14 protein-coding genes and 1 riboswitch are annotated in these 16127 nt (G+C 47.9%); of the genes, 2 read left to right on the top strand and 12 right to left on the bottom strand.

All coding sequences use genetic code 11. From position 1 onward, the window contains the following. Nucleotides 1-10: 10 nt before the first annotated feature. From AR543_RS12725 to pxpB, 9 genes are all read right to left on the bottom strand, one after another. A complete protein-coding gene (locus AR543_RS12725) occupies nucleotides 11-562 on the bottom strand; it encodes a GNAT family N-acetyltransferase (RefSeq protein ID WP_060534878.1) in 552 nt (183 codons plus the stop codon). After that, the gene (gene yqeK, locus AR543_RS24710) at nucleotides 552-1754 is read right to left on the bottom strand and encodes a bis(5'-nucleosyl)-tetraphosphatase (symmetrical) YqeK (protein WP_082472219.1); all 1203 of its coding nucleotides are present in this window, start codon (nucleotides 1752-1754) and stop codon (nucleotides 552-554) included. The genes AR543_RS12725 and yqeK overlap by 11 nt, the downstream gene beginning before the upstream one ends. 77 nt (nucleotides 1755-1831) lie before the next feature. Continuing rightward, entirely contained in the window at nucleotides 1832-3733 is a 1902-nt protein-coding gene (locus AR543_RS24620; protein WP_060534877.1) for a glycoside hydrolase family 2 protein, read from the bottom strand. Nucleotides 3734-3953: 220 nt separating this feature from the next. Continuing rightward, the gene (locus AR543_RS12710) at nucleotides 3954-5648 is read right to left on the bottom strand and encodes a M3 family oligoendopeptidase (RefSeq protein WP_060534876.1); all 1695 of its coding nucleotides are present in this window, start codon (nucleotides 5646-5648) and stop codon (nucleotides 3954-3956) included. 223 nt (nucleotides 5649-5871) lie between these two features. Further along, nucleotides 5872-6879 carry a TRM11 family SAM-dependent methyltransferase gene (locus tag AR543_RS12705; protein ID WP_082472218.1) on the bottom strand — a complete coding sequence of 336 codons (1008 nt, stop codon included), beginning with the start codon at nucleotides 6877-6879 and terminating at the stop codon, nucleotides 5872-5874. A 183-nt stretch (nucleotides 6880-7062) separates the two neighbouring features. Then, nucleotides 7063-7929: a DMT family transporter gene (locus tag AR543_RS12700; protein ID WP_060534875.1), complete on the bottom strand. Its 867-nt coding sequence runs from the start codon at nucleotides 7927-7929 to the stop codon at nucleotides 7063-7065. A gap of 15 nt (nucleotides 7930-7944) precedes the next feature. Beyond that, on the bottom strand, nucleotides 7945-8712 hold the full coding sequence (locus AR543_RS12695) for a LamB/YcsF family protein (RefSeq protein WP_060534874.1): 768 nt from the start codon (nucleotides 8710-8712) through the stop codon (nucleotides 7945-7947). A gap of 23 nt (nucleotides 8713-8735) precedes the next feature. Then, entirely contained in the window at nucleotides 8736-9740 is a 1005-nt protein-coding gene (locus AR543_RS12690) for a 5-oxoprolinase subunit C family protein (protein WP_060534873.1), read from the bottom strand. Further along, the gene (pxpB, locus tag AR543_RS12685) at nucleotides 9737-10495 is read right to left on the bottom strand and encodes a 5-oxoprolinase subunit PxpB (protein ID WP_060534872.1); all 759 of its coding nucleotides are present in this window, start codon (nucleotides 10493-10495) and stop codon (nucleotides 9737-9739) included. Before pxpB ends, AR543_RS12690 begins: the two co-directional genes overlap by 4 nt. Nucleotides 10496-10770: 275 nt before the next feature. Here pxpB and AR543_RS12680 point away from each other — a divergent pair, with 275 nt between their 5' ends. Further along, nucleotides 10771-11616: an alpha/beta hydrolase family protein gene (locus AR543_RS12680; RefSeq protein ID WP_060534871.1), complete on the top strand. Its 846-nt coding sequence runs from the start codon at nucleotides 10771-10773 to the stop codon at nucleotides 11614-11616. Nucleotides 11617-11834: 218 nt separating this feature from the next. On the opposite strand, the gene AR543_RS12675 is transcribed toward AR543_RS12680, so the two are convergent. From AR543_RS12675 to AR543_RS12665, 3 genes are all read right to left on the bottom strand, one after another. After that, nucleotides 11835-13301: an NAD(P)/FAD-dependent oxidoreductase gene (locus tag AR543_RS12675; RefSeq protein WP_060534870.1), complete on the bottom strand. Its 1467-nt coding sequence runs from the start codon at nucleotides 13299-13301 to the stop codon at nucleotides 11835-11837. A 179-nt stretch (nucleotides 13302-13480) separates the two neighbouring features. After that, a riboswitch (purine riboswitch) is annotated at nucleotides 13481-13580 on the bottom strand. A 322-nt stretch (nucleotides 13581-13902) separates the two neighbouring features. Then, the gene (locus AR543_RS12670; protein ID WP_060534869.1) at nucleotides 13903-14670 is read right to left on the bottom strand and encodes a TIM barrel protein; all 768 of its coding nucleotides are present in this window, start codon (nucleotides 14668-14670) and stop codon (nucleotides 13903-13905) included. Between the two features lie 204 nt (nucleotides 14671-14874). Next, on the bottom strand, nucleotides 14875-15249 hold the full coding sequence (locus AR543_RS12665) for a hypothetical protein (RefSeq protein WP_060534868.1): 375 nt from the start codon (nucleotides 15247-15249) through the stop codon (nucleotides 14875-14877). Nucleotides 15250-15682: 433 nt separating this feature from the next. On the opposite strand from AR543_RS12665, the gene AR543_RS12660 reads away from it, so the two are divergent. Then, the gene (locus tag AR543_RS12660) at nucleotides 15683-16024 is read left to right on the top strand and encodes a protein YmzB (RefSeq protein ID WP_060534867.1); all 342 of its coding nucleotides are present in this window, start codon (nucleotides 15683-15685) and stop codon (nucleotides 16022-16024) included. The last annotated feature ends 103 nt before the right edge of the window (nucleotides 16025-16127 follow it).

Genomic DNA, 16127 nt, shown 5'->3' with positions numbered 1-16127 from the left:
CTATGGACACTTACTCCAATAACATGCGTAGATCCTGCCAGCCCAGCGTCACTTCCTTATGCAATGTGCCGCCGACCTTGATCGTTCGTTCTCCGAGGCGCTCTGCTCCGAGATGGTAATAAAATTGAATAGCCGGATTTTCTTTTAATGCTTCGACAATAGCCGAACGATATCCGTCCTCATGCAAGCATGCTGCCATCTGCCGAATTAGCTCACGGCCGTATCCTCTTCCTTGCGCTAATTGCAGTAAATACAAAGCATAAATTTCCGCATCATATCGCGAATACATCGAAGGCTGCCGGTTCGCCCCTCCGCTTACAAAGCCGATAATCGTCTCTGCCTGCTCCAGCACCAGCACATAACGACCATCTTCAGCCGCATTGAGGTTAGCTGCCCAGGCTTCTTGCCGCTGTGTCACAGACAGATTTTGCAAAAATTCCGTTGCCATCATACCAGCGTACGTAGTCTGCCAGCTGCGTACATGTACACTGGCTATGCCGGCTTCGTCGCCCAGACGTGCCTGCCGAATTGTGATTCTATTATCCTCTTTATCATCGCTCATCCATACCCCCGCTTTGCTGCCAGCAATAATATCCCATCCGGTAAAAGTCAGCCAGATCACTGCGCCCGGTGCGCTCGAAACGATCTACCGCTTCTTCGATCCCGACCACATCGACCCTGGCTATCTGTTCTCCATCCGGTGGATTAAGCGGTGCGCCTCCCAGCTGCACCTGTCCATATCCGGCAAGACGAATAAACCGCGGATGCGAAATATAGGGACGATACGGCTTTTCCGCAGCAGATTCGCAGTCAAAATATCCGAACACACGATAATCCAGCAGAGTACCACCCATTTCTTCTTCCACTTCGCGCTGTAATGCATCCAGATAAGGCTCATCCTTTTCCAGTGTTCCTCCAGGCAGTTCCCAGCGGCCATCCGTCAGCTGAATCATGACCAACTGATCGCCGACCATAGGTACAATAGACACATTACTGATCAGCTCAGGGTTCAGCCATACCACATCACTCCACACCTGAAAGCGTGCTGTGACCGGCCCCCAATGAATATCCGCCGACAATGCAGCAAGTGTGCGCAGATACTGCCGGTTCTGTACCGTTGCCCGGGCTGCGATCAGCCATGGATGAAGGACAGGGACACGATTCTTCTCTGCCCACACATAATCCACATACACCTGCACCGCTTCTTCCAGTGAATATCGTGCAGCCTCTCTCATATGATCAATATAGAGCGCGGCATCGCTCGCTTGCCAGGATAGCTTGTCTGCTACGAATAATAGCTGATCCATAGGCTCCATATCTTCTTTTAGTGTGGTATGACAGCTAATCGCACTGTGCAGCTGCGGTTCATGCAGTCCAAATACCATTTCGGCGATCCGGCTGGACAGCTGCTGATGCAGCAAAAAGGGAATCTGTTTTTCTTCCGGTAAAATAGGAATACCATAATGAGCAGCCAGTACCAATTTATGCTGATCTGGAATTACTGTTGATATATCATGCAGCCAGCCGCCCAGACAAGCAATCCGGGAATCCAGCTGATAGCGCTCAGCCAGCTGTACAGCCTGCTCAGCTACTTTACGACAGTGTATCCAGGTATTCGGCTCTTGATTATGCAAAAAAAATCGCTCCAGATACCCTGGCAGACCTTCACCTTCTTGTGGAAGCGGAAAATAAATGTCCAGTTCGGCAGGAATATGAATCTTGTGAAGTGTATATGCTTCCATCTCGTAGTCCACAATCGACCTTCTCTCTGTATTTTCAAATAACGATCATTTAACAGGTATTATAGCAAGGTTTTATCTACCAAATAGGTCTACACCTTATGTTTAAAATAACTTTTGACCATGTCATATGCAAGTTTGGGACGACGATAGCCATCGACAACGCCTTTATTATTCTGGGTTCGGGCTCGCAGCATGGGCCAGATACCTTCCTCAGTCACCCGGCAATCACAGAACTGCCAGATAAACATCCCGGATAGATAATCCCTGCTTGTGTAAGCGCGCAGATTATCTTCGATAATATCAAGCTGGCGTTCTTCGGTTCCTTTGACCCGGGAGGGCGAACGATAGCCATAAAATCCGTCTGCACCGAATTCGCTCATCATCATCGGCTTGCCCGCACCTCCAGTCGCATCTGCCCAGCCTCTTGCTTGGTCACAAAGTTCTCCCGGATCTTCCTCTCCATACCAACCCGGATACAGATTAAAGGATACAATATCAGCCAAATCAAAACAAAGCTCCTGCTCGCGATGATGTGAAGCAAAGCTCAGCAGCCGGCTCTGATCCAGTGCCCGAATCTGATTCAGCTGGCGTTCATAATGAACGCGTCCTTCTGGCAGATTGCTGGCGCATTCGTTCAGAATGGCCCAGATAATAATCGATGGATGATTATAATGCTGCTCTACCATTTCCCGGTTCACCTGTTCACACTGACTCACGAACAGCGGATGCCTCATATCCTCGATAGACAGTCCGCGCGCATGATTCTCCTCCCAGACCAGCATCCCGTATTGATCGCACAGATCCAGGAAACGCTCATCATTTGGATAATGACTGGTGCGGACTGCATTGGCTCCGGTCTGAACCATTAATTCCATATCCTGAACCATCAGGGATAAAGGCAAAGCAGACCCTGCCAGCGGATGATCTTCATGACGATTAAATCCTCGCAACACAATGCGCTCATTATTCAGTAAAAGATCCCCGGCTTCTGCAAGAATCGTACGGAAACCAAAACGTTCAATCAAATCATCGACAGGTTCGATAGTTTGTCCGGTAATAGAAAGTACAGTGTTCTCTGAATGACCGACAGATGCAGTCGTATACGCAGTTGATTCAGCATCATCCCATCGGGATTCGTGCCACTCTGTATGCAGCTCATACAGATCCGGATTATGAGGATTCCAGGCACGGATTCCACTCCATCGACAGATCGTTTCCCACTCCAATACTTCACCCGGTAGCAGCGTCAATATATCCGATAGACAACTATTACTTGTGTTATTGACGGCATCGGTATCAGTGTGTTGCCCGAACGCTGTCGAATGGGTATCTATCCATACCGAAGAAGCGGAGAGATCCGGGTCCTGTAAACTGCTCCATTTCAGCTGTAATCGGCCACTGACAGGATTGTCCGACAGCGAATGCAGACGCACCTGAATGCGTGCTTCCCATTGTCCGTCATATTCGGGTTCCCATGAGGATTTGTAAGGGGTAATATGTACCTGCTCGATCCAGCAGCTGTCGGCAGGCAGCAGCTCCAGTATCACCGGACGAATCAGACCGCCATATGTATAATAATCATTCGGCAAATGCAGTGCCGAGTGATTGCCAAATGAATTGTCCACCTCGACAGCCAGTTCATGCTCTCCCGCCTGTGCATCCGGAATAATAACCGAGAATGCCGTATAGGCGTTATAATGCTCTGCAATCAGCGTACCATCCCAGTAGATACGCGCTGTATGACTAACTCCTTTACATACCAGCCTTGCTGGTTGGGATTGTGGCAGATTCACCCTGCGACGATATAATCCACGTCCTCGGTAGGTGAGCAGCTCCGGATGATTCTCCCAGCAGCCCGGTACAGGCAGCAAATAATTATATTGTATCGTGGATATATCCAGCTCTGATTGCGCTTCCAATTTGGTAAATTCCCAAATACCTTCCAGGTTTATCGTCTTTCTGATCTGGTGCGTCTGAAATAATCGTTCCATAATATGCAGTTCCTCCTTCAAAAATGAAGTATCCGTTGCAAAATATTCGATACCATCAGATCCAGCATCAGACTTATAAAATACGCGGCTCGATTGGCATGTGTACTGGATTATTAAAATACACAGCAAACAGCCTGCCGCCGGATGTATCCGAATTATATCAGAATTCGGGGTTCGGGTGACAGGCTGTTATGGATTGCGTATAGCTGGGAGAAATGAATTACAGTTTGCTATCGTCGATGCTGTTGAGCCAGTTCTCGATATCCCCGATTACGGAGGCTACACAGCCTTCCTGGAAAGGAGAAATCAGACCGGCCACTTCTACCAGTCCGGTAAAGGACTTGCTTCCGCCCTGACGGCACAGGTTCACATAGTCTGCCCATGCAGCCGGCTGGTCTTCGTTCATTCGTTTCCAGAACTGGAACGCACAGATTTGCGCCAGCGTGTAATCGATATAGTAGAACGGCGCTTCATAGATATGGCCCTGCTTTTGCCAGTAACCACCGCTTTGCAGATAAAGATTATCGCTCTGATCCCAGAATGGCAGGTATTTCTCTTCGACTGCTTTCCAGGCAGCTTTGCGCTCGGCTGGAGTCAATTCCGGATTATTGTAAATCACATGCTGGAACTCATCCACCGCTACGCCATAAGGAATAAACAGCAGTCCGCCGGACAGATGATCGAATTTGTATTTGTCGGTGTCTTCCTGGAAGAACAGCTCCATCCACGGCCAGGTAAAGAACTCCATGCTCATGGAATGAATCTCTGCCGCTTCATACGTTGGCCAGATATATTCCGGCACTTCAAAGTGACGGCTCTGATACACCTGGAACGCGTGTCCCATTTCATGGGTCAGCACATCAATATCGCCGGAAGTTCCGTTGAAGTTCGCAAAAATAAACGGGCTCTGGTAATCATTGAGGAAAGTACAGTACCCTCCGCCCATTTTACCTTTTTTGCTAAGCAGATCCATCAATTCATTATCCTGCAGGAATTTATAGAATTGATCGATCTCCGGAGACAGCTCGGAGTACATTTTGGCACCGTTATTGATAATAAAGTCGGCATCGCCTTTGGGTGTCGGGTTACCGGTCGGGAAGCTGTAGCTCTGGTCAAAATAGGACAGCCGATCTACACCGAGACGGGCACGCTGACGATCTTTGAGACGGGATGCTGCCGGTACGATATACTCCTGTACCTGCTTACGGAACGCTTCGACCTGTTCGGGACCATAATCGGTACGCCCCATGCGTGCATACGCCAGCTCGGTAAAGTTGCTATAACCCAGTTTGCGGGCAATTGTCGTACGAACTTTGACCAGTTCATCATAGATGCGGTCCAGCTCTTCACTGTTCTCGGCCATAAACCCATAACGCGCTTCTCCTGCACGCTGACGCATATCGCGGTCTTTGGATTGCTCGAAAGGAGTCAGCTGGGTCAGCGTACGCTCTTCGCCCTCGAACATGATTTTGGCAGAAGCAATCAGTTGACTGTATGCTGTAGTCAGTTTATTTTCCTGCTGCAGATCAGCAATGATGTCGGGATGGAATGTTTTCAGTGTCAGTTCGGCAGAAGCGAACAGCTGATGTCCCCATTTGGTCTCCAGTTCGCTGCGGAAGCTGGAATTCACCAGAGCCTTGTAATAGCTGTCTATGTATTCCTGGAATACCGGTCCAATCTCATCCATATACTCCTGTTCGGCTTTGTAGAACTCATCATTGGTATTAATGGAATGACGTACCGAGACGAGCTGTGCCTGTGTGGAAAAGCTGTTGAACATTTTGTTGATCTGTGCCATCGCCTGATCCTGCTCTTCAAAGCTGGAAGCCTGGTTGAATTGCTCCAGAAGCTGGTCAAAATCTTTTTTCAAAACATCCAGATTGGGACGTTCGTACTTAAATTCGCTAAATTTCATATAGTGCACCTCTCTATCGATAGTCTCGGAATCCCCGGCTACATCTATGTTACTAAATTTCACAACAGATGAATAGATTTTTTATCCAATGGTTGAATAAATTACGCAATCCGTCGTCCGATGCCTGGATATATAGGCCTCTATAGAGAGGACAGACTGCCTTGCACTATTTTATCCTGACATTTGCAACCCAATTATAGATCATGGTTGGTCAAGTCAATCATTATCCAACAGATTCGCACAGCCAGAGATAGCGTGTAAAATGGCTTTTGCGAATATGACAAACTTCATGAATCTGCATACCTGCCGACCGGATCGATGCATCGATCGCTTCGGTAGAAATAATCAGTACTCGTCCAGCCAGTCTAGCAGCAGATAACAGCATATCCAGGCGCTCCTGTTCATTCAGCACCGAACACAGATTATACGGCAGATCGAGTATGAGCGCATCATAATGACCTTCCAGCTCTCGCATATCTGCCAGCTTCACCCTGTCAGGCATCTCATAAAAAGTCAGATTCTCTCTCGCTCCCTGTACAGCCAGTGGATTAAGATCATATCCAGTCACCGTAATGCCCATGGACAGTGCCTCGATTACCACAGTGCCGATACCGCAGCAGGGATCGATAAGTGAAGCAGACGGATCAGGTACCGCAATATTCACTGCTGCCCGGGCGACACGAGTACTGAGAGCAGTAGAATAATGACGCGGCTTGTTATTGTGATGCAGCCAGACAGGCTCTGAAGAATAGCAGCGCCCCGCTACCCAACGACCACCTGCATAGGCCATACCAAATACCTGCTGCGGCTGCTTCATCTGCGCTTTGCCCACAATATGCATACCGATTCTTCGTTCCAGCTGCCTTTTCTCTTCATAAGTAAATGTCTGTGCCGCGTCCAGACAGATCAGCTTGAATGTCTGAGCGTTCGTATCCAGCTGCACCACCATCTGCTCCAGCTGTTCCAGACTGGCTGCCTCGCACTGGATATCTAGACGGTAATGAATAAACGGACTGCGCTCCGGAGGGATAGCTATTCTACTTTCTAAATACAGGGATTCGGGTTCCTGGTTCAGCAGACAGCGAAGTTCCAGACTACATAGCTCCTGTTCATCTTCATGACAGGCATAGATGTATATATAACCTGACGGCTCCTTGCCAAAAGAAGAATCGTCAGTAAAATGTGGATTGGATAGGATAATAGAATCTGTATTGGATTGCAGTTGTGACAACGATGTTCCTCTTTTCCCGACCTTCTGGTCTATATTGTTAACTGATCTATGGTGATATTGGGTCTATACGAGTAACAGGCCCAAACCGGCAGCTATGTTCTGTACATTCAGTCATCTGTTCTGCTAGTCGATTGCCAGAATTATACGAAATACATAAAGCGGAACCGGTAAATGATCTCAACGTCACTTTTGCGTTTGCGGTCGTACAATATAGTACATTCCGGCAAATATTAGCAGAATCCCGCCCCACTGCCAGACATTGGGTCGAAACCCGGTCAGCAGTACATCGAGCAAAATAGCTACCGCCGGATCGACAAAAACGAGTGCCGAGATCATCCGGGTCGGCAAATAGCGCACACTGTTATAAAACAGCAAATATACGATTCCGGTATGGACAACACCGGTAATGATGGAATAGGTCCAGTTCATTTCATCCAATCCTGTATAAGCAGTCCAGGATACGAACGGTAGCAGCAGAATCATACTGAGCAGCATCTGGATAAAAGTAGTCGCATAGACGCTCAGCGTATGAATACTTTTGCCAAGCAGCATGGTAGCTGCATAGAAAAAGGCAGCAATAATCGCATAAATCGCACCGGTCAGCTGAAAACCTCCACCGCTCTGACCTACTCCTACGATCAACAGCGTCCCGGCAAAACACAACAGGATCGCGCCCAGACCCAGCCAGGTCAGCTTTTCCCGAAAAATAACGCTGCCCAGAATCATCGCAATAACCGGAGCCAGATGATACAGCGAGATTGCTACGGTTACCGAAGTCAGCTCAAAAGATTTGAACAAAAATACCCAGTTGAGCAGCAGTGTCGTCCCGCAGAGCAGCACTATTACGATTTCCCGGCGCTTCCATATTTCCGTGCGATACATGCCGCCAAACCACCATACACAGCCGATCAGAATCATAGCGCAGACGCATCGGATAAACACAAGCTCTACTGCTGACAGTCCTGATAATCCCGAGAAAAAGCCGACCGAGCCAAAAATGGCCATCGACAGAATCAGCTGGATCAAAGCGCTTTTATGTAATGTCGTCATGATGTATTCTCCGATTTATGAATTGGCGGATACCGCCTGTATGACAATGTGCTGCTGCTCCAGCTGCTCACGCAGTTCGCGGGCAAATGTTACAGCATGGGCATTATCCCCATGAAGGCAAATGGTGTCTGCCTGAATCGGGACAACAGTTCCCGCCACCGATATTACCTGCTGCTCCATCACCATCTGCAGCACCTGCTTTACAGCCAGCGCGGAATCAGTAATAAGTGCTCCGGCAGCAGAGCGCGGTGTAAGTGTGCCATCCGGCGTATATGTCCGGTCCGCAAATACTTCATTCGCCACCGATAGACCTGCCCGCTGACCGGCAGCAATCAATTCGCTTCCCGCCAGCCCGTACAGAATCAGCCGGGAATCGATAGTATGTACCGCCTGTGCAATCGCATCGGCCAGTGCCGGAGAGACCGCTGCCATATTGTACAGCGCTCCGTGCGGCTTGACGTGATGCAGCTGACTGCCCTCCTGCATGGCAAAAGCCTGCAGCGCACCTACCTGATAGGTGATCATATCATAGACTTCATCCGGAATAACCTCCATTTTGCGGCGGCCAAAGCCAATCAGATCAGGCAATCCGGGATGAGCACCAATTTTCACTCTATGGGCTATCGCCTGACGTACCGCTGAACGCATTACCGAAGGGTCGCCTGCATGGAAACCGCAGGCAATATTGGCAGATGTAATACTGCCGTACATAAGCTCATCTGCTCCCAGGGTATACACGCCATAACTCTCGCCCATATCACAGTTCAGATCTACCTGGCGCATGTTCTATCCTCCTGTTTATATGATCAATGCAATTCTTTTAATTTTTGTTCAATCATTTTCCGCAGAACGCGCAGCTCTCTTACCCAGGTTCCATACCACTGCTGGGCTTCTGCAATCGATACCTTTTCAAAACGAATATAGTCACCTGGAGCCAGCTGCGCCATGACCGGAAGATCCAACGAGATCACCTGCGCTATTTTGGCATAACCGCCTAGTGTCTGCCGATCAGACATCAGCACAATAGGCTGCCCATCTGCCGGAACCTGAATAGTTCCATGAGTGACTGCTTCCGAGAGATACTCCTGTGAAGACTCCAGCTCCAGGGCGCTGCCCGATAATCGGTAGCCCATCCGGTCGGATTGCGGGGTAACCCTGTAGCTTTCTTCCAGCAGCGAATGCCGACTCGCCGCCGTAAAATCTTCCCATTGACGTCCCGGAAGAATTCGAATAACCGGCTTGCCCGTCTGTGAAGGCAATAACAGCGGACTTACCTGCCAGGGCACGGCATATAGAGAAGAGTCCCTGTCCAATTCATCGGATAATTCTGGCAGCATACAATGTTCTGTAGACGTACCGAGTAGGTCTCCCTCACGCAGTGCTCTTCCCCTGTAGCCGCCGATACCTGCGCGTAGATACGTACTGGCACTGCCCATTACAGATGGAACATCCCATCCACCAGCAACCGCCAGATAGGCGCGACAGCCGGATTCTACTTTTTTAAAAGATAAACGGCTTCCCTGGCGTACATATACAGGTCGCCACATAGGCAGTAGTTGTCCGTCGATCATGGGAGTCAGCTGACCTCCTGTCACCGCAATCCAGCAGTCCGCTGTAAATTCAGCGACAAAGCCGGCCAGGGTTATTTCCAGAGCAGGCTCATGTCCGGTATTACCGACCAGCCAGTTCGCAATGACATGTGCCGGACGATCCATCGCACCTGTTATACTGACTCCATCCCTGCCATAGCCGGTTCGTCCGATATCCTGTATCGTCGTTAGTAATCCGAGTTTCTCCACGATTATACTCATCGGCAGTCTCCCTCCTCGCCTGCTCTTGGTATTGCAGCAGATGCTTGCTGTTCCCAGCGAACGTATTCCTCCGCTGTAATGGACAGGAATCGTACCCGATCTCCACTCTGCAGGAGCGCAGGCGGCGATTGTGCAGGATCAAATATACGTACAGGCGTCCGTCCAATCAGTTGCCAACCACCCGGTGTCTCCAGCGGATAGATACCGGTCTGTCCACCAGCGATGCCTACCGATCCTGCTGGAATCGTTAGCCGCGGGGTCTGCTTGCGCAGTGCAGCAATCTGCGGAGACATGCCGCCCATATACGGGAATCCGGGAGCAAATCCGATCGCATACACTGTATAATCGCCGCTTGTATGAATCTGCACCACCTGATCGGTGGTTAGTCTATTATGATCGGCCACCACCTGCAAATCCGGCCCATATTCACCACCATAGCAGACCGGAATCTCCACTATTCTGCTTGCCTGCTTTTTCTCCTGTACCAAGGCTGTCAGGAGCCGCTGTTCTACCAGCTGGCAGACTTGTTCATATATACCGGGACTGCCTGGATGATTCATTAACGATAGCACTGCCAGATCATAATACACTGCCAGCGTTGTATACGAAGGAACACATTCGATCCAGCCGGGAAAAGGGTTCTGTTCGATCTGCTGTGCCGCTGTCTGAATTCGGCCAAGTGTATCGCTGTGAATCTCCTGTCCAAATTCGATAAGCAAAGCTGAATCACCAAGCGGGTGTATCGTCCATTCCATCGCACTCATTCCTTCCGTCCGAAGCTGAATATGGTACACTTTATAAGACATTTTATCGATTCATGTTCAGCCTGTCGAGCAGATCACGTTATGAAGAGTTCCGTGTACATTAAGTATCCGCTTCCTATTTCAGTTCATTATACAGCCTGATTATGCGGTCATATTACTTCTGTACATCCGAATTTAGGAATATTATAAATATCTTCAATTCCAAATAATAAAATAATCAATTTCTTTAATACTAATTCAATCATTATTTAAGGCGGTGCAATTTCATGATCTACCAAATCAGTTATCTCTCTAATGATTATCAGGTAAAAGGCTATCTGGCGCTGCCTTATGGCGTAACAGTCTCTACTGAACAACTGAAAGGTTGGTTGAACTCTTTTTACCAGACGTCTACTCTAGAGGTTCTGCCAATCGCCTGTCCTCTGCTTCCTCCCACCATACCTGTCGTAGATGGACAATATCCGGTATTTGTCTACTGCCGTGGAGGGATTGGACGGGTTGGCAGTGTTCGTATGGATTGGCTGGAGCGGTTTGCCCAGCACGGTCATATTGTTTTTGCTCCCTGTTACCGCGGAGCCGAGGGCGGCGAAGGGCGGGATGAGTTCGGTGGTGCAGATGTAGAAGATGTGCTCTCGGGTATTCGCTGGCTGAGTCAGCTTTCCTTTGTGGATGAACAGCGGATAGCAATCATGGGCTTCTCTCGCGGATCGGTCAATGCAGCTCAGGCAGCAGTACGATCCACTGAACCGCCTTTGAGCCAGCTGATTCTGTGGGGTGGTGTATCTGATCTTGCTCGTACTTATGAGGAGCGGATCGATCTGCGCAGAATGCTCAAGCGGGTAATCGGCGGATCGACCGGCAAATATCCCGAGCGATATGAAGCACGCTCGCCTGTTGCTCTGGCAGAGCAAATTCATTGTCCGGTACTCATTATTCATGGGCGGCAGGATATGCAGGTAGACTACAGCCATGCCGAGAATATGATCCAGCGGCTACAGGAACTGGATAAAGAGTACGATGTACAAATTTACGAAGAGTATGGTCATCACATGCCGGAAGATGTGCATAAACAGGCGATAGCAGCGATGTTTGACTGGATACGAGCGAATTGAGAATAGATAGACGTAGCCGTAACCGGATGATTGGGATATACAAAAAAGCTGCCGGAACGCCTACGACAGCTTTTTTCATATCTACTTTCGTTATTATGATTTCCAGTTCATTTACAATGATGCAGCTTACTAATATGCAATTCAAACAAGTAAAGTTTACGTTTCAGCCCCTATCATAGCAACCTAGCGTACTGCGTTTACAATATTCATTGCTACACTCAAACTACTGTCGCAGGCACCCGGCTGCTATTCCCTGTCTTGGTGAACATGCTGCGGGCGATCCAGACGCCGGCTGCTCCGGCCTGGGCCAATCCGCGAGTTACTCCTGCACCATCTCCACCGCAGTACAATCCATCGATCTCGGTCTCCAGGTTCTCACCCAGCTTGGGACGAGCAGAATAGAATTTGGCTTCCACACCATAGAACAGGGTGTGTTCCGAAGCAATACCCGGTGTTACTCCTTCTAGTGCCTGTACCATTTCAATCAGACTCTTCATTGTATTATAGGGAAGAACCAGCCCCAGATCACCCGGTACTGCTTCTTTGAGCGTGGGTTCGAGGAAACCTTCTTTGATCCGGTCGGTTGTAGAGCGGCGGCCGCGCAGAATATCGCCGAACTTTTGCACAATCACGCCTCCACTGGACAGATCATTGGCACGACGGCAGATCTCACGGGCATATTCATTGGGCTTGTCGAATGGCTCGGTGAATTTATGCGATACGAGCAGAGCAAAGTTGGTATTACGGGAACCCAGCGCAGGATCTTTGAACGAATGACCATTGGCTGCCATCACACCACTATGATTCTCAACAACCACATGACCGGACGGATTGCTGCAGAATGTGCGAACCCGTGTACCGACAGAGGTGTTATAGATAAATTTGCCTTCGTACAAATGCTTGTTGATCTCCTGCATAACCACATCCGAGGTCTCTACCCGTACCCCTACGTCTACCTGGTTATTGTACATTTTCAGGCGGCGCTTTTTGAGAATCTCAGTGAGCCAGGCAGAACCGTCACGCCCCGGGGCGATCATTACATTTGCCGATTCATAAGTCTCGCCTTTTTTGGTAACGATACCGGTGATCCGGTGCTTACCTTCTTCCTTGATCGTCAGAATATCTTCCACTTCCGCTTTATACACCATATCAATCCGTGTATTCAAATATTCATAAATAGACTTCAGAATCTCCAGATTCTGCTCGGTACCGAGGTGGCGTACCTGTGCACGCAGCAGCTTTAATCCCGAAGCATAGCCGCGCTGTTCGATATCGCGAATAACGTCTGTTGTCGGGTCGGTAATCGATTCGGTAGCTCCGTGCTCCAGATTGATAGAGTCTACATAACGGATCAGATCTTCCACTTTGGATGGAGACAGATAATCGGTCAGCCAGCCGCCAAACTCTGTCGTGATATTAAATTTGCCATCGCTGTAGGCGCCGGCTCCACCGAACCCGGCTGTTACCGAACAGGCAGGCAGACATCCCGCGAAATCTTTTTTACCTGCTGGCGGCGGACAAAACTGGATTTTCTCCTGCATGATCGGGCAGTTACGGCGATAAATGTCATGTCCTTTATCAATCAAAAGAACTTTCCAGTCCGGAGCAATCCGCGTCAATTCATAACATGCAAAGATTCCTGCTGGTCCTGCGCCTACTACGATACAATCATATTTTGTCGTCATAATATCCTCCTGATAAACCGCTATAGGATCATGTATGCCAAGTCTTATACTTGTATTATACTGCGTGATCCCAGCAGATAGATTATTAAGTAAAATATTCCTTTTTATTACATATGAAGTATGTTTATTGATGAGCTTAATTACTTGAGCGCACAAAAAATCCTGGCTTGCGAACAGGTATGCCAAAGCATCCTATTCGTAGCCAGGAATTTGCGGTTCCTTGTAGAGACCCCCAAACCCTATTTTCGGGGATATACGAATAATAAATTATGATTTTATCTTTAATGTACGCTTATAAAGCAAAAACCACTGTATTCCCAGGCTGTTTTGCCGGGGTACAGTGGTATATTACCGAAAAATATCCGTATGGTCAAGTTTTTATTTTGTTTATTGTTCGTATTTTTCGCATTTAAATATAAGGTATAAGCAAAATAATTCTTGCAGAAGCTATTTATACGAACATTGTTTCAACTTAACTCTCAAATAGTTATTTTTATTATATAATATAATAAAGCGAATAATATCTTGTTTGTTTTGTTCCTGATCAAGTTATACTTTTACTCTTGAAATACTACAGCATCAACACATACGTAATTTATTCTCAGCCGGTATGAAACTTTTCCTTGATGCGCACCAGGTCATCAATCGGATCATGAATCGGAAAATACTCAATGCCCACATACCCGTCATAATCCATCTGCTTGATTGCATCGAATACATAGTCATAATTGAGTTCGCTGATAAATAGCTCATGACGTCTCGGTGCGCCTGCGCCCTGAATATGGCCGACATGACGAATATTATTTTGCAGGCGTGGCAGTACATTACCTTCCATCACCTGTACATGGTACATATCGTAGCAGACTTTGACCAGTGGATGATTCACTTCGGTTACAATATCAAATGCTTCCTGTGAGGTATTAAGATAATAGCCGCTCAGCTCTTTGTCGGTTATGGTGTTGAGCGGTTCAATACATGTAGTAACGCCAAATTCCTCCAGTGCCGGAATAGCCGCCCGCAGTCCATCAATCAGACTCTGCCGCATCTCTTCCCGGCTCATCCCTTCTTTGACAAATCCAACCGTATGCACCATCCGTGAACAATCCAGCGAACGTGCCGCTTCTGCCGAACGGCGAATACCCTCTACCGCTTCGTCACGTTGATCCGGCTCCAGCATGGTAGCCAGCTTCACAACGATCGAAGCCACTTCCATACCCAGCTCCTGTCGAAGACGGTTAATCGCCTGCAGATCCTTGTCTTCCCAGGACCAGAACTCAATGATATTCAGATCATGGGCATGCAGTACCTGCATCACATCCAGAATATCTCTGCCTTCAAAAAGCGTCTCTGTATTATACGAGATTCTCATTATACGCACCTCATTTCAGGAGATAATCAATTCCAAAATATGTATAAACCAAAAAGACGTCCACTAACCGAATACTCCTCTTTTACAAGTAGAAGCATACCGCTAGCTGACGCCTAAAAAGGATGTATATTACCCATGATCCGAGAGGCTTACTTTATCCATAATTTTGGATATGCCGTTATCGGGAGTGCAGAGATCACCCTTTTACTTTTTATATAATCGATTGGTGTATGTACCAAAGATGAATTGATTGTCATAAAATTGGAATGCTGCAATAGGCTGTGGAGATTTCTGCTGCTTCTGAATGTCCGTATAGATTCCAACCGCCACTTTTACACATTCCTGTACGGTGCAGCCGGCATAGACACCAAAGTATTTCTGCATAATCCAGTATAACTGCTCTCCCAGTTCATCGGATGACTCAACATGCGGCAGCACTTTGATAATATGCTCGATTTCGATGCTGTACTCGTCAGGAAGACACCATTCCCGCAGATTCATCGGATTCCACTGCATCATATGCAAGGCTACAATCTGGTAATTTAGTTCACGTGTTTGCTTGTTGTGTCCATCATTCATTCATTCTCCTCCTTATCCGTCCGGGGCTTCCGGACCCGCTCTTATTTATGTGTATGAGCTTTTGTATTTGAAAATGAAGTTATTGGATGATAACAACCCTGCGCAGAAGACTTTTGAGAGTCTGGCCCGGCACAGCTAACTAAAGTATGGATGATCCTCTGCCCACTGTAAATGCGGTAAAAGACCCACAATTTTGCCTGTTCACGCATTTTCATATGCTGCAGCGATTATGAACTCGTCAGGCAGGGTAATTGACTATTTATAGAGATATTCCAGCACAGCTGCCTGCATATATTCTAGACATCTTTGCGCCGGAAAATCATGGTTTATGGATACATTATTATTTATACATGCTCCAATACGTTGATAGATGCAGCGAATAGAACTTGCTGTTCATCACACTTACCTACAAACCAGTAAAGGAATGATACCCATGACAGAAACCAACGATATTCAAACCCTCAAAGATTGGCTGAACAAGCACAAGGACAATACGATTATTATCGAGAAAAAAGAGCTGGATGATACCGATATTGTACACTTTACGCTGTCGGATATTGACGAAAGAAATGAAGACAATGAAATCGATGATTATCTGGAAAGCGCCCTGCTGCTGCGCGGCGAAGGAGTAACGCAGAACGCCGATGGTGAAGAAGTACAGGTACCTCGTGACACCTACGAGATTATCACTCATGATCTGCGTATTGATGAAATCAGCGACTCGCGTGTCCAACTGAACACCGAGCGGGCTGCCTACACACTAACCACAAAATAAACCGGAACAGGCAGAGTACTAAGCTCTGCCTGTTTTTTTGTATACGAATTTCGAACTGCAGTATGTAGGCATTTCTACGTATCCTCGGTGTGTTTCTATCTGC

It is taken from the genome of Paenibacillus bovis (assembly GCF_001421015.2).
GTDB lineage: Bacteria > Bacillota > Bacilli > Paenibacillales > Paenibacillaceae > Saccharibacillus > Saccharibacillus bovis.
This window is presented reverse-complemented; position numbering and strand designations above follow the sequence as displayed.

What these genes read in the sequence shown, in the direction of transcription:
- AR543_RS12710 (WP_060534876.1), bottom strand. Translation starts at nt 5,648, where the DNA reads ATGAAATTTAGCGAATTTAAGTACGAACGTCCCAATCTGGATGTTTTG.
- AR543_RS12675 (WP_060534870.1), bottom strand. Translation starts at nt 13,301, where the DNA reads ATGACGACAAAATATGATTGTATCGTAGTAGGCGCAGGACCAGCAGGA.
- AR543_RS12670 (WP_060534869.1), bottom strand. Translation starts at nt 14,670, where the DNA reads ATGAGAATCTCGTATAATACAGAGACGCTTTTTGAAGGCAGAGATATT.
- AR543_RS12695 (WP_060534874.1), bottom strand. Translation starts at nt 8,712, where the DNA reads ATGCGCCAGGTAGATCTGAACTGTGATATGGGCGAGAGTTATGGCGTG.
- AR543_RS12700 (WP_060534875.1), bottom strand. Translation starts at nt 7,929, where the DNA reads ATGACGACATTACATAAAAGCGCTTTGATCCAGCTGATTCTGTCGATG.
- AR543_RS12665 (WP_060534868.1), bottom strand. Translation starts at nt 15,249, where the DNA reads ATGAATGATGGACACAACAAGCAAACACGTGAACTAAATTACCAGATT.
- AR543_RS12660 (WP_060534867.1), top strand. Translation starts at nt 15,683, where the DNA reads ATGACAGAAACCAACGATATTCAAACCCTCAAAGATTGGCTGAACAAG.
- AR543_RS24620 (WP_060534877.1), bottom strand. Translation starts at nt 3,733, where the DNA reads ATGGAACGATTATTTCAGACGCACCAGATCAGAAAGACGATAAACCTG.
- AR543_RS12680 (WP_060534871.1), top strand. Translation starts at nt 10,771, where the DNA reads ATGATCTACCAAATCAGTTATCTCTCTAATGATTATCAGGTAAAAGGC.
- AR543_RS12690 (WP_060534873.1), bottom strand. Translation starts at nt 9,740, where the DNA reads ATGAGTATAATCGTGGAGAAACTCGGATTACTAACGACGATACAGGAT.
- pxpB (WP_060534872.1), bottom strand. Translation starts at nt 10,495, where the DNA reads ATGGAATGGACGATACACCCGCTTGGTGATTCAGCTTTGCTTATCGAA.
- AR543_RS12725 (WP_060534878.1), bottom strand. Translation starts at nt 562, where the DNA reads ATGAGCGATGATAAAGAGGATAATAGAATCACAATTCGGCAGGCACGT.